This is a genomic window from Amycolatopsis sp. NPDC004747 (genome assembly GCF_053601335.1).
In genome coordinates this window covers 30257-43069 of sequence record NZ_JBSGBQ010000010.1, presented here as the reverse complement: position 1 = coordinate 43069, position 12813 = coordinate 30257, and the positions used below count along the sequence as shown (strand labels likewise).

Annotated in this window: 14 protein-coding genes and 1 riboswitch; of the genes, 8 read left to right on the top strand and 6 right to left on the bottom strand. The window is 72.6% G+C overall.

The features are described 5' to 3' along the window. Positions 1–255: 255 nt before the first annotated feature. Positions 256–1068: an SGNH/GDSL hydrolase family protein gene (locus ACWEGE_RS17610; protein ID WP_449661512.1), complete on the bottom strand. Its 813-nt coding sequence runs from the start codon at positions 1066–1068 to the stop codon at positions 256–258. A 267-nt stretch (positions 1069–1335) separates the two neighbouring features. Here ACWEGE_RS17610 and ACWEGE_RS17605 point away from each other — a divergent pair, with 267 nt between their 5' ends. Next, positions 1336–1995, top strand: a complete 660-nt coding sequence (locus ACWEGE_RS17605) for a DUF3159 domain-containing protein (RefSeq protein WP_449661511.1) — start codon at positions 1336–1338, stop codon at positions 1993–1995. Positions 1996–2105: 110 nt separating this feature from the next. On the opposite strand, the gene ACWEGE_RS17600 is transcribed toward ACWEGE_RS17605, so the two are convergent. Together ACWEGE_RS17600 and ACWEGE_RS17595 are read right to left on the bottom strand one after the other, a co-directional pair. Continuing rightward, a complete protein-coding gene (locus ACWEGE_RS17600; RefSeq protein ID WP_449661510.1) occupies positions 2106–3062 on the bottom strand; it encodes an N-acetylglucosamine kinase in 957 nt (318 codons plus the stop codon). Further along, positions 3059–4105, bottom strand: coding sequence for an SIS domain-containing protein (locus ACWEGE_RS17595; protein ID WP_449661509.1), 1047 nt, complete (start codon positions 4103–4105; stop codon positions 3059–3061). Before ACWEGE_RS17595 ends, ACWEGE_RS17600 begins: the two co-directional genes overlap by 4 nt. A 148-nt stretch (positions 4106–4253) precedes the next feature. On the opposite strand from ACWEGE_RS17595, the gene ACWEGE_RS17590 reads away from it, so the two are divergent. Both ACWEGE_RS17590 and ACWEGE_RS17585 read left to right on the top strand, forming a co-directional pair. Then, the gene (locus ACWEGE_RS17590; RefSeq protein ID WP_449661508.1) at positions 4254–5009 is read left to right on the top strand and encodes a GntR family transcriptional regulator; all 756 of its coding nucleotides are present in this window, start codon (positions 4254–4256) and stop codon (positions 5007–5009) included. Between the two features lie 61 nt (positions 5010–5070). Then, a complete protein-coding gene (locus ACWEGE_RS17585; RefSeq protein WP_449661507.1) occupies positions 5071–6600 on the top strand; it encodes an MFS transporter in 1530 nt (509 codons plus the stop codon). A gap of 48 nt (positions 6601–6648) precedes the next feature. Here the strand turns inward: ACWEGE_RS17585 and ACWEGE_RS17580 are convergent, their stop codons facing one another. Then, positions 6649–7599 (bottom strand): threonine ammonia-lyase, encoded by a 951-nt coding sequence (locus tag ACWEGE_RS17580; protein ID WP_449661506.1) that lies wholly within the window; start codon positions 7597–7599, stop codon positions 6649–6651. Positions 7600–7746: 147 nt separating this feature from the next. Here ACWEGE_RS17580 and ACWEGE_RS17575 point away from each other — a divergent pair, with 147 nt between their 5' ends. Continuing rightward, positions 7747–8487 carry a hypothetical protein gene (locus tag ACWEGE_RS17575; RefSeq protein ID WP_449661505.1) on the top strand — a complete coding sequence of 247 codons (741 nt, stop codon included), beginning with the start codon at positions 7747–7749 and terminating at the stop codon, positions 8485–8487. 1 nt (position 8488) lies between these two features. Here the strand turns inward: ACWEGE_RS17575 and thiE are convergent, their stop codons facing one another. Further along, positions 8489–9148 (bottom strand): thiamine phosphate synthase, encoded by a 660-nt coding sequence (gene thiE / locus ACWEGE_RS17570; RefSeq protein WP_449661504.1) that lies wholly within the window; start codon positions 9146–9148, stop codon positions 8489–8491. Between the two features lie 31 nt (positions 9149–9179). Next, positions 9180–9285: riboswitch (TPP riboswitch) on the top strand. On the opposite strand from thiE, the gene thiO reads away from it, so the two are divergent. From thiO to ACWEGE_RS17550, 4 genes are all read left to right on the top strand, one after another. Next, on the top strand, positions 9279–10352 hold the full coding sequence (gene thiO / locus ACWEGE_RS17565) for a glycine oxidase ThiO (RefSeq protein WP_449661503.1): 1074 nt from the start codon (positions 9279–9281) through the stop codon (positions 10350–10352). Its footprint overlaps the riboswitch before it by 7 nt. Further along, the gene (gene thiS / locus ACWEGE_RS17560) at positions 10352–10552 is read left to right on the top strand and encodes a sulfur carrier protein ThiS (RefSeq protein ID WP_449661502.1); all 201 of its coding nucleotides are present in this window, start codon (positions 10352–10354) and stop codon (positions 10550–10552) included. The genes thiO and thiS overlap by 1 nt, the downstream gene beginning before the upstream one ends. A 1-nt stretch (position 10553) precedes the next feature. Then, a complete protein-coding gene (gene thiG, locus ACWEGE_RS17555; RefSeq protein WP_449661501.1) occupies positions 10554–11312 on the top strand; it encodes a thiazole synthase in 759 nt (252 codons plus the stop codon). A gap of 160 nt (positions 11313–11472) precedes the next feature. Beyond that, the gene (locus tag ACWEGE_RS17550) at positions 11473–11901 is read left to right on the top strand and encodes a MarR family winged helix-turn-helix transcriptional regulator (RefSeq protein WP_449661500.1); all 429 of its coding nucleotides are present in this window, start codon (positions 11473–11475) and stop codon (positions 11899–11901) included. Positions 11902–11990: 89 nt separating this feature from the next. Here ACWEGE_RS17550 and ACWEGE_RS17545 read toward each other — a convergent pair whose 3' ends face one another. Further along, positions 11991–12797 carry an ion transporter gene (locus ACWEGE_RS17545; protein WP_449661499.1) on the bottom strand — a complete coding sequence of 269 codons (807 nt, stop codon included), beginning with the start codon at positions 12795–12797 and terminating at the stop codon, positions 11991–11993. Between the last annotated feature and the right edge of the window lie 16 nt (positions 12798–12813).

Here is a 12813-nt window from a genome sequence, read left to right as displayed (position 1 = left end):
GGGGCTTCGGATCGGGGTGCTGGGAGGGGGCTGGGTGGGTGCGGGTTTGGGTGTCCGCGTGCCGTTCGGGCCGCTGCGAGGCAGCTGGGAGCGGCGCTTCGTCTTTGCTTGCGCCCTTCCTCGGGAGGGTGGGTGCGCCAAGCTCCGCGCACAAGCGCCACAAGCGCGCAAAGGGGCCTTCGGCGCACCCGACCCCTCAGTTGCGCCGAAAGCCCATTTCACCCCAAGGAGCCGAAAGCTCCTCTAGAACGAGGGTCAGCTCGCCTGCTGCCGCGCGTTCTCCGGCACCTCGAGCACTTCCAACGGCACCAGGGGCACCAGCTTCGGCCGTTTCGGCGACAGTCCGTCGCCCATCGACTCGCCGCGCAGCTGCCGTCTGATCCAGGGCAGCAGGTGGACCTTCGTCCACGTCAGGTCCGACCGCCGTGAGTCGATCCACCGGTTCGGGGTCTCCTCCAGTGGCCACGGCTCGCGCCAGTCCGCCTCGATCGGGATCCCCAGTACCTCCGCCGCCTTCAGGGCGATGCGCCGGTGGGCCTCCGGGGAGAAGTGCAGGCGGTCGTCGCTCCAGGCTCGGCGGTCGTGGAGGGGGCCCATCGTCCACAGGTCGACCATGCGGGCTCCGTGGCGCTCCGCGATCGCCCACAGGTTCGTGTTGTAGATCGCCACCTTGCCGCGCAGCACCGACATCACCGACAGGACCTTCGTGTCCGGGCCGTTGAACATCAGCACCGGGATGCCCGCTTCGCGCAGCTTCGCGACGCCCTCCTCCAGGCGCTCGGTCACCGCGTCGACGTCCGCGCCCGGCACGATGATGTCGTTGCCGCCGGCACAGAGCGTGACCAGGTCGGGCTTCAGCTCCAGCGCGATCGGCAGCTGCTCGTCCAGGATCTCGTCGAGCATCTTGCCGCGCAGGGCCAGGTTGGCGTAGCGGAAGTCGCTGCGCCCGGCCGCCAGCACCTCCGCGAGCCGGTCGGCCCACCCCCGGAAGGAGCCGTCCGGAAGGTCGTCGTTGAGACCCTCGGTGAAGCTGTCACCAAGGGCTACGTAGCTGTCGAATCCGTACACGTGGGTCCCCTTCCCATCCTGCGACCGACACACCCCGACATGTAGTTGTACACCTCAACTAACCATCGGCCGCAAACCCGCTCCACCCCCGGGCGTTCAGCCTGCGGTAACAGTGTCTTATCTTGTCGGCCTTCTGCGCCTCTGTATTACGCAGTCTTCACCTTCGGCATGCCGTGAAACAGCACACCGGGAGGCAAACCCGGCACCCGATGTGGCGAAAATCTCCCTGCCCGGGGCGTTCCGGACGCGATCCGGCAGGCTGGACGCGTGTCCGGAGAACCCCGTGAATCGCTCGCGCAGATCCTCGGTGGCCGCCGGGGCGCGCTCGACGCCAGCATCCCGCCCGTGGGCTTCGTCGCCGGCTGGCTCGCCGCCGGCCAGTCCGTCGCCTGGGGTGCCGGTGCCGCCGTCGGGGTCGCCATCGTGGTCGGGATCGTCCGGATCGCCGGCGGTGGCAAGGTCCGCGCGCTGGTCGTCAGCCTGGCCGCCGTCGTCGCGGCCGCGCTGATCGCCCTGCACACCGGCCGGGCCCAGGACTTCTTCCTGCTGCAGCTGATGTCCAATGTGGCCAGCGCACTGCTGTGGGCGGCCAGCATCGTCGTGCGCTGGCCGCTGCTCGGCGTGGTCGTGGGCCTGCTGCTGGGCCAGAAGACGCGCTGGCGCCGCGACGCCGTGCTGCTCAAGGCCTACTCACGGGCCAGCTGGGTGTGGGTGCTCCAGTACACGCTGCGCGTGGTCGTCTACGGCCTGCTGTGGTGGGCCGGCCAGGTCCTCGCGCTCGGCGTGGCCCGCACGGTGCTCTCGTGGCCGCTCGTCGCGCTCACCGTCGCGGTCAGTGGCTGGGTGCTCTACCGGGCGTTGCCGCCGGAGCACCCGGGCCTGCGCCTGGCGCCGGAAACCCGCTCGGACGACGTACCCGGGGCATAAGGCGGCCCCCGGCGAGGGGGGAGGGTCCGGGGGCCACTGCCTACGGTACCCGGACTACCCGGGTTCAGTCGACGTTTTCGCGTCTTTGCGCCGCGTTTTGCTCGAGATCCTTACGCGAGGGGCCGCGGCACGCCCTCGCCGAAGGCGTCCACGGCGGCCAGCCACGCCGCCCCGAGCACGCCATCGGAGCTGGTCAGCACCTCGAGACCGGCCAATCGGCGGCGCACGAGGCCGCCGACCGGGCTCGCTCCGGTGAGCACCGAGCCGACGAGCACGACCGGCGTCGACTCGCCGGGCTCGCGCGCCGCGAGGGCGTGCTCGGCGAGGTGCCCGGCCGCGCGGGCGACGATCTCCCGTGCCGCCGGCTCGCCCGCGTCGTGCGCCGCGCTCACCAGCGGGGCGAACCGGGCGAGCCGGACGGGCGCCTCCGCGTTCGCCGCCGTGATCAACGCCCGGGAGGCGGCCAGCCGCCCGGCGTCGTCACGGACGTCCAAAGCGGACAGTCCGAGCGCGGCGGCCAGCACCGCCGAGGGCAGCCCGTCGAGCGGCCGCCCGCGCCCCAGTGCCTCCAAAGTGGAACGGACGGCTTCGCGGCCGAGCCAGAACGCCGACCCTTCGTCGCCGAGCAGCCAGCCGTAGCCGCCGGTCGTGCCCGCCAGCCGCCGCTTGCGGATCCGGCCCACGATCGAACCGGTTCCGGCGACGACCACCGTCCCGTCCGGAGCCGAGGTCGCCGACGCGTACGCCACTTCGGCGTCGGCGACCGTCCGCACGGCACACGTGAGACCGATTCGCGTCCACGCCGCGTCGAAGACCGCCGCCACGCTCCGGTCGCTCAGCTTGCTGACCCCGGCCATGCCGACGACGCACGCCCGCACGGCGCCGGGGTCGTGGGTGCCGAGCGCCGCGGTGATCGCGCCGGCGATCCGGTCCGCGGCGACCTCCGGCGCGTGCGCGTTCGGGTTGGCCCCTTCGCCGCGCCCGGTGCCCAGCACCACGCCGGCGGCGTCGACCAGGGCGGCCCTGGTCGACGTCCCGCCGGCGTCGACGCCGATCGCGAAGCTCACCGCGTCTTGGTCACCTTCAGCAGGCCGCGCGGGCTGTCCGGGTCGCCGCCGCGGGCCAGCGAGAGACCGAGCGCGATCCGCTGGATCGGCAGGATCTCCAGGATCGGCGCCAGCTCCTCGACCGTCTGCGGCACGTCGATGCGCAGCGCCGCCGGGGTCTCGGCCGACGCCGAGCCGACCGCGACGACGTCCGCGCCGCGCTTGCCGACCGCGTCGATGACCTCGCGCATCGCGTCGGCGCCGTGCCCGGCGCTGGTCACCGCGAGGACCGCGGTCTGGTCGTCGACGGCCGCGACCGGGCCGTGCAGGAGGTCGGCGCCGCTGTACGCGCGGGCCGCGAGGTAGCTCGTCTCGGCGAGCTTGAGCGACGCCTCCAGCGCGGTCGCGTACGAGTAGCCCCGGGCCGTGGTGAGGACCCGGTTCACGAAGCGGTACCGGTCGACCGCGCGCTGCACGCCTTCGGTGGCGCCGTCGAGCGCCTGCTGCGCCAGCTCGCCGATCTTCTCGGCGTCGGCCGCCTTGCCACCGCGCACCGCGTCGATCAGCAGGTACAGCGCCATCAGCGTCGCGGAGTAGGTCTTGGTGGCCGCGACGGCCTTCTCGACGCCCGCGCCGATGTCGACGCCGAGCTCGGACGCCGCCCGCAGCGGCGAGTCCGGCGTGTTGGTGACCGACACCGTCAGCGCGCCCTGGCGCCGCGCCGTTTCGGTGACCTCGATCAGGTCGGGCGAGCCGCCGCTCTGGCTGACCGTGACGAAGAGCACGTCCCGCAGATCGGGCCGAGCGCCGTACAGCGTCGCCGTGGACGGCGAAACCAAACCGGCCGGAAGGCCGAGGAGTACCTCGATCAGGTACTTCGCGTACAACGCTGCGTGGTCGCTCGATCCACGCGCGGCGAGCAAAGCGAACCGCGGAGGGCGTTGTGAGATCTTTTCCGCCACTTCGGCGATTTCCGCCTGACGCGCCACCAGTCCGGCCAGGACGTCCGGCTGCTGGGCGATCTCCGCGGCCATGTGCGCGCCGGGCCGTTGTTCGGTCATCATTTTCCTCTCCACCTCCGGCATTATGTACCGGACTCAGGCGGCGTCGGTCAGGTCTAGACCAATGTTATAGGGGCGGCGCGTTTGGGGAAAAGGGTACGTTTCTTACGGGGACGTGGCGTGCGATGAGGGAAGACATAGGGAGCCGGGCATGTTGGAGACCACCACCACGGGCGAGGCGGCCGCCGTCGCCGGGATGCGCGGGCAGCGCGAGCCCAAATACTGGGCGCTGAAACAGCACCTCCTCGACCTCCTGGACGTGCTGCCGCCGGGGTCACCCATCCCGACCGAACGCGCGCTCGCCGGGGAGTTCACGGTCTCCCGCACCACGGTGCGCCAGGCGCTGGCCGACCTGACCGCCGAGGGCAGGCTGCACCGGGTGCAGGGCAAGGGCACCTTCGCGGCCGAGCCGAAGCTCGCGCAGCGGCTCCAGCTGTCCTCCTACACCGAGGACATGCGCAAGCAGGGCCTGAAGCCGTCGTCGAAACTGTTGGAAGTCGAGGAACTGCCGGTCGAGGGCGACCTCGCGAAGCTGCTCGGAATCCGGACCGGCGCGAAAATCCTTCGCCTTCGACGACTTCGACTGGCGGACTCGCAGCCGATGGCGCTGGAGACGACGCACCTGCCGCTCGGCCGTTTCCGCGGGCTGCGCAAGCACGTCTCGGCCGGCGGTTCGTTGTACGCCGTTCTACGCGAGCACTACGGCGTCGAACTGGAACGCGCGGAAGAAACGATCGAGACCTCGCTCGCGGGCCCGCAGGAAGCGGAGATGCTCGGCGCGGACGTCGGCATGCCGGTGCTGATGCTGACCCGGCACTCGTTCGCCACCGACGGCAAGCCGGTCGAGTTCGCCCGCTCGGTCTACCGCGGCGACCGCTACAAGTTCGTGACGACGCTGCTGCCGTGACCCCGGACCCGGAGCACCCCCGCGGTTGACGGGGGTGCGCCGAGCGCGGTGGAGTTGGCCGGTGAACTCTGCTGAAGACACCGGGATCCGGTGGGGCACCGGTGCCGCCCGCGGCCTGCTGGCCACCACGATCCTCGGTTCCGGCATGGCGATGCTCGACGGCACCATCGTCAACGTCGCCCTGCCCCGCATCGGTGCCGAGCTGAACGCGTCCGTGGCGGGGCTCCAGTGGATCCTCGACGGCTACATGCTGGCGCTCGCGGCGCTCATCCTGGTCGCCGGGTCGCTCGGCGACCGGTACGGCAGGCGGCGGATGTACCTCGTCGGCGTCGTCTGGTTCGGCGTCGCCTCGGGGTTGTGCGCCGCCGCGTCGTCCACCGAGATGCTCGTCGCCACGCGGATCCTGCAGGGCATCGGCGGGGCCCTGCTGACCCCCGGCTCGCTCGCGATCCTCCAGGCGTCCTTCGCGCACGACGTCCGGGCCCGCGCGATCGGCGCCTGGTCCGGGCTCGGCGGCATCGCGGCCGCGGCCGGGCCGCTGCTCGGCGGCTTCCTGGTGCAGGTGTGGTCGTGGCGGCTGGCGTTCCTGATCAACGTGCCGATCGCGGTCGCCGTGGTGCTGATGGCCCGGAAGTTCGTCCCCGAGTCCCGCGACCCGGACGCCACCGGGCACCCGGACTTCGGGGCCGCCGCGCTCGGCGCCCTCGGCCTGGCTGGCGTCACCGGCGCTCTGGTGGAGGCGCCGGCCCGCGGCGTCGGCGACCCGCTCGTGCTGGGCGCGGGCCTGCTTGGCATCGCGGGGCTGGCCGCGTTCGTCTTCGTCCAGCACCGCTCGCGTGAGCCGCTCGTGCCGCCTTCGCTGTTCCACGACCGCACGTTCACCCTCTCGAACGCGCTGACCTTCGTCGTCTACGCCGCCCTCGGCGGGGTGATGATGCTGCTGGTCATGCAGCTGCAGGTCTCGCTCGGCTATTCGCCGACCGCATCGGGGCTGGCCGGGCTGCCGCTGACGGTGATCATGCTGCTGCTCTCCGGCCGCTCCGGCGCGCTCGCCCAGCGCATCGGCCCGCGCACGCAGCTGGTGGTCGGGCCGATCGTCGTCGGCATCGGGATGCTGCTGATGCTGCGCATCGCGCCCGGCGCGTCCTACCTCGGCACGGTGCTGCCCGCGGTGGCGGTGTTCGGGCTCGGCCTGGCGACCGTGGTGGCCCCGGTGACCGCGACGGTGCTCGCCGCGGCCCCGGACCGCTACGCCGGCGTGGCCTCCGGCGTCAACAACGCCATCGCCCGCTCGGGCGGCCTGCTGGCGGTGGCGGTGCTGCCCGCCGCGGCCGGGCTGACCGGCGAGGCGTACGCCGACCCGGTCGCGCTGACGGCGGGCTGGCGGACGGCGCTGGTCATCTGCGCGGCGCTGGCGATCGCCGGCGGGCTGATCGCGCTGGGCATCCACAACGGCGTCCTCGCGCCACCGTCGTCGGCTTCGGACGCCAAGCCGGACGACGAGTGCCCGCACCTCGGCGAGTGCTACCACTGCGGCGTCGAGGGCCCGCCGACGCACATCCGCCGAGGCTCCTCCGTCGCCGGCTCCTAGCCTCGAGCGCCCCAAGGCCGCCTTGGGGCGCTCGAGGCGGGGTGTTCGTCAGCCCGCGAGGATCTCGGCGAACAGCGCCGGGTCGGCGTTGCCGCCCGAGACGAGCGCGACCGTCTTCCCGGACGGCAGCTCCTCGGCGTGGAACAGGTACGCCGCCGTCGTCACCGCGCCGCTGGGCTCGGCCACCAGCCGGGCCTTGCGGGCGAGGACGCGGACGGCCTCGCGGATCTCGTCCTCGGAGACCGTGACCATCTGGTCCACGACTTCCCGCAGGTGGGCGAAGGTCAGCTCCGACGGCTGCGAGCGCAGGCCGTCGGCGATCGTGCGGGCGCGGTCGGCCTGCGGCCACCGGACCAGCTCGCCGCGCTGGAGGCTGTCGGCGACGTCGGCGGCCACCGCGGGCTCGACGCCGATCACGCGCGCCCGCGGGCAGCGCGCCCTGATCGCGGTGCCGACGCCGGCCGCCAGCCCGCCGCCGCTGATCGGCACGAGCACGACGTCGACGTCCGGCAGGTCTTCGGCGATCTCCAGGCCCGCGGTGCCCTGCCCGGCGATGATGGCCGCGTCGTCGAACGGCGGCACGAGGGTCAGCCCGCGTTCGGCGGCCAGTTCGCGCGCTTTGCCCTCGTGCTCGCCGATCGGCACTTCAATCACTTCGGCGCCGTACGAGCGGGTGGCCTCGACCTTGATCCGCGGGGCGACGTCCGGCACGACGATCACCGCGGGCACGCCGTACCGCTGCGCGGCGTACGCGACTGCCTGCGCGTGGTTGCCGCTCGAGTAGGCGATGACGCCGCGGGCGCGGGCCGCCTCGTCGAGGCCCGCGATGGCGTTGAACGCGCCGCGCACCTTGAACGCCCCGACCGGTTGCAGGTTTTCGGGTTTGAGCCACAGGGTTCCGCGGGGATCCCAGGTCTGGAGCAGCAGGGGCGTGCGCACGGCGACATCTTCGACGCGCTTCGCGGCGGCCTCGATGTCAGAGATCGTCACCAGTTCCATGTGCCGAGTATGTCAAGAAAACGTTCGGTCTGGAGTGTCTATTATGGACAGACGGAGTGGTCCTCCTCACGCCGTGGCAACGAGGGGAGTGCCTCACGCGCCTTATGCGTTGGACAGGGGAGAACACGGACTACCTGAATCGGGATCATGACCAAGGAGAAAGAAGCGGCTTCCGAGGAGAAGGAAGAGAAGAAGGGCCTGCGGCTCGCGCAGGTGCTGGCGGCGGCGCTGGCGGCGGTGACCGCGGCGCTGCTCGGTTCGACGCTGGGTGTCGCGGGCACGGTGATCGGGGCCGGCGTGGCGAGCGTGGTGTCGACGGTCGGCAGCGAGCTGTACCTGCGCTCTCTGGAGCGCACCCGCGAAGCGGCGCTTCGCGCGCGGCAGCTGGCGACGTCGGGCATCCGGCGGCGCGGGCCCGCGGAGGCGCCCCCGGAGGTGCCGATCACCGACCAGCCGACCGTCCAGCTGGCGAAGCCGGAGCCGTCGCGGCTGTCCGCGCGGCTGCGCAAGCTGCGCTGGCCGTTGGTCATCGGCACGAGCCTGGCGGCGTTCGCGGTGGCGATCCTGTCGATCGTCGGCTTCGAGTCGGCCACGGGCACCCAGATCGGCGGCGGAACGGGCTCGAGCATCGGCAGGATCCTCGGCGGCACCGGCGGCCACGAGGACAAGAGGCCGTCGACCACCCCGCCGACCAGCACGAACGACACGCAGGTGTCCCCGACGGAGACGACACCGACGGAGACCTCGACCCCGCCGACGACGACGTCGTCGGAGACCCCGACGACCACCCCGAGCACAACGACCGAGCAGCCGTCGACCTCGGCCCCGGCGACGACGGCGACCCCGCCGACCAGCAAGGGCGCAGCGGCGCCGACGCCGACGCCGTGACTCAGGCCAGGCGCGCCCGCAGCTCGCGGGCGGCCGCCTCGGGATCCTCGGCTTCGGTGATCGCCCGGACCACCACGATCCGCGACGCGCCCGCCTCCAGCACCGACGGCAGCCGGTCGCCGTCGATGCCGCCGATGGCGAACCACGGCCGGTCCGGGGTCCAGGCGGCCGTGTCGCGGACCAGGTCCAGGCCCGGGGCCGGGCGGCCTGGCTTCGTCGGTGTCGGCCAGCACGGGCCGGTGCAGAAGTAGTCGACGCCGGGCTCCGCGGCCGCGGCGAGGGCTTGGTCGAGCGAGTGCGTCGAGCGGCCGATCACCACGTCGTCGCCGAGGATGCGGCGGGCCAGCGGCACCGGGATGTCGTCCTGGCCCAGGTGCAGCACGTCGGCACCGACGGCCAGCGCGACGTCGGCCCGGTCGTTCACCGACAGCAGCGCGCCGTGCCGGGCGCACGCCTCCGCCAGCACCTCCAGCGCCGCGATCTCACCGGCCGCCTCCAAGGCGCCGGTCTTGTCGCGCAGCTGGATGATGTCGACGCCGCCCGCGAGGGCCGCGTCGGCGAAGGCGGCCAGGTCGCCGCGGTCCGTGCGGGCGTCCGTGCACAGGTACAGGCGCGCGGCGTCGAGGCGGGCGCGGATCTTGTCACCGGAAAGGGCGGGCATAGCGGCGACCGTAGCTCACGCGTTAGTGTGGGGTTGTCCGCACGGGAGCCCGAGGCACGGGCTGAGAGGGAGCTGCCGCTCCGACCGTGGAACCTGATCCGGGTCATGCCGGCGCAGGGAGCGTGATTCCATGACGAACCTGGCAGTGGTGGGCGGCGGCGTGATCGGCCTGTCCGCGGCGTGGCGTGCCGCGTGCACCGGCCGAAGCGTCACCCTCTACGACCCCGAACCCGGCCGTGGCGGTGCGTCCTGGCTGGCCGGCGGCATGCTCGCGCCGGTCACCGAGGCCTGGCCGGGCGAGGAGGACGTCCTCCGCCTCGGCGAAGAGTCGCTGAAGCGCTGGCCTGATTTCGCGCGTGACCTGCAAGAAGAGGGCCTGGATCCGGGCTTGGCCGGGCACGGGACGCTCGTCGTCGCCTTCGACAGCGCCGACGCCGGCTACCTGGACATCCTGGCCGGGCACCTGCGTGGCCTCGGCCGTGCGGCCGAGCGCCTCACCGGCCGGGAGGTCAAGCGGCTCGAACCCGGCGTCGGTTCCGTCCGAAGTGGACTCCACGTCCCGGGTGACCTGGCGGTGGACAACCGCAAACTGCTCGACGCGCTGTACGCGGCCTGCGTCGGCCGCCGAGTCCGGTTCGTCCGCGAGCGCGTCGGCGAGCTCCCGGACGCCGAAGCCGTCGTGCTCGCCGCCGGTGCCTGGACCGGGCGGCTGCACCCGCTGCTCGCCGGCGCCGTCCGTCCCCTGAAGGGCGAAATCCTCCGGCTCAGGCCCCGCCGCGGCTGCCTGCCGCCGCCCGCGCACACCGTCCGGGCCGTCGTCGAGGGCCGCCCGATCTACCTCGTCCCGCGCGGTGACCAGGAGCTGGTCCTCGGTGCCACCCAGTACGAAGCCGGCTTCGACCAGGCCGTCACCGCCCGCGGTGTGCGCGAGCTGCTGGAAGGCGCCGAGCGCGTCTTCCCCGCGATCACCGAGTACGAGCTGACCGAGACCGCCGCGGGCCTGCGGGCCGGCAGCCGGGACGCGCTCCCGTACCTCGGTGACTTGGGCGGCGGCGTGTTCGCCGCGACCGGGCACCACCGCAACGGCCTGCTGATGGCCCCGGTGACCGCGGACGCCGTGGTCGCCTGGCTCGAGGGTGACGAGCCGCCCGAAGGCGTCGCGGCGGCCTCGCCCGCCCGCCTGCACCAGAAGGAGCACGTGTGATGGAGATCAAGCTCAACGGCGAGTGGGCGGCGTTCCCGGACGGCGCCACCGTCGCCGACGTCCTCGACGCCACCGGCGGGCAACGGCCGGGCATCGCCGTCGCGGTCGACGGCGTCGTCGTCCGCCGCGCCGACTGGGCCGCCACCGCCGTGCCCAAGGGGGCGGTCCTCGACGTGCTCACCGCGGTCCAGGGAGGCTGAAGTGGAGGCGGAACCCCTGGTCATCGGCCCGGCCAAGCTGACGTCCCGGCTGATCATCGGCACCGGCGGCGCGGCCAACCTCGCCGTGCTGGAACGCGCGCTGGTGGCGTCCGGCACCGAGCTGACCACGGTCGCCATGCGCCGCGCCGACGCCGAGGGCGGCTCCGGCGTCCTCGAGCTGCTCAAGCGGCTCGGCATCGAGCTGCTGCCGAACACGGCGGGCTGCCGGACGGCCGCCGAAGCCGTGCTCACCGCCCAGCTCGCGCGCGAGGCACTGGGAACCGACCTGGTCAAGCTCGAGGTGCACGCCGACGACCGGACCCTGCTGCCGGACCCGATCGAGACCCTCGACGCCGCCGAACGCCTGGTCGCCGACGGGTTCACCGTGTTCGTCTACACGAACGACGACCCGGTGCTCGCGCTGCGCCTGGAGGAGGCAGGCTGCGCCGCGGTGATGCCGCTGGGCGCGCCGATCGGCACCGGCCTCGGCATCCGGAATCCGCACAACATCGAGCTGATCGTGTCGCGGGCGAACGTCCCGGTCATCCTGGACGCCGGAATCGGCACGGCCTCGGACGCGACGCTGGCGATGGAGCTCGGCTGCGACGCCGTGCTGCTCTCGACGGCCGTCACCCGGGCGGCCGATCCGGAACGGATGGCCGCGGCGATGCGCGCCGGTGTCGTCGCCGGACGGCTGGCCCGCGAGGCCGGGCGGGTGCCGCAGCGCTTCTGGGCTCAGGCTTCCAGTCCACCTCGGTGAACTGCTGTTCTTTCGGGGGTTCCGGGTGGCGGAGCCCCCGGCCCCGGGGCGGAGCCCCGGTATGACACTGCGCCTTAACGCGGACCGTGACTTCGAGCCCGTAAGGTGGACGGCAATTTCCGGCGCACCCGCGGCGGGGCGAGGGCAGAAGGAGCCAGCCGTGACGAGCACATCGGTCCAGGACGTCTCGGGCAGGTTGTACCTCGCCGTGGGCAGGCTGTCCCGGTCACTGCGGCAGGCGGGCGTGCCGGGGCCGGGCCACGGCGCCATCTCGGCGCTGGCGACGCTGGTGCACGCCGGCCAGCTGCGGCTCGGCGACCTCGCGGCCAAGGAGGGGGTGGCCGCGGCGACGATGTCGCGGATCATCGCGTCCCTGGTCGAGGCCGGCTACGTCAGCCGTGAGTCCGACCCGGTCGACCGGCGCGCGTGGCTGGCGAAGGCGACCGAAGAGGGCGAGCGGCTCGTGTCCGGCGTCCGGTCGACGCGGGTGCAGGAGCTCAACCGCCGCCTCGATCGGCTCGCGCCGGACCACCGGGAGGCGCTGCTGGCGGCCCTGCCGGCGCTCGAAGCCCTGATCGCGGACGACTGAGGCCTATTTCGGGTTAGGCCGCCGCGCCCCGCCCGCCTACCGCTGATCAGGGCAAGATCATGCGGCGGCCGACGGCTGGATGAGCCTCACTAAGCCGCCTTCTCCCGCCGCAGTTCGGCCAGCTCCGCGCGCAGGGCGCGGAGCTCGTCGAGGATCTCCTGGTTGGCGGCGGCCTGCGCTTCGGCCTGCTTCGCCTCTTCCTCGCGGATGTCCTGGCGCAGCTCGTCTTCCATGCCGCTGACCACGACGGCGATGAAGAGGTTCAGCACCGCGAAGCTGGACACCAGGATGTAGACGACGAAGAAGATCCAGGCCATCGGCGCCTGTTCCATGATCGTCTTCGCGATGTCCGGCCACGCTTCGCCGGTCATCACCTGGAACAGGGTGAACAGCGACGTGCCGAGGTCGCCGAAGTCGCCCGGGTCGATGGTGCCGAACAGCTTCGTCGCCATCACGCCGGCCACGAAGATGATCAGCGCGAGCAGCGCGGCGATCGAGGCCATCCCGGGGATCGCGGCGAGCAGGCCGGAGACGACCTTCCGCATCGACGGCACGACCGAGATCAGCCGCAGGACCCGCAGCACGCGCAGCGACCGCAGGACGGCGAACGGCCCGGTCGCCGGGATCACCGCGATGCCGACCACCAGCAGGTCGAAGACGTTCCAGTTGTCGCGGAAGAAGCTTCCGCGGTAGGCGTAGAACTTGGCCAGCAGCTCGGCGACGAAGATGCCCAGCGCGACGTGGTCGAGGGCGTGCAGCAGGCCGCCGTAGCCGTCCATGATCGACGTGGACGTCTCCATGCCGAGGGTGACGGCGTTGAAGACGATCACCGCGATGATGAAGTTCTGGAAGCGGCGGCCCTCGAGGACCTTCGCCACCCGCTCGCGCCCGGTCAAGGCCGCCCCCGGTTTC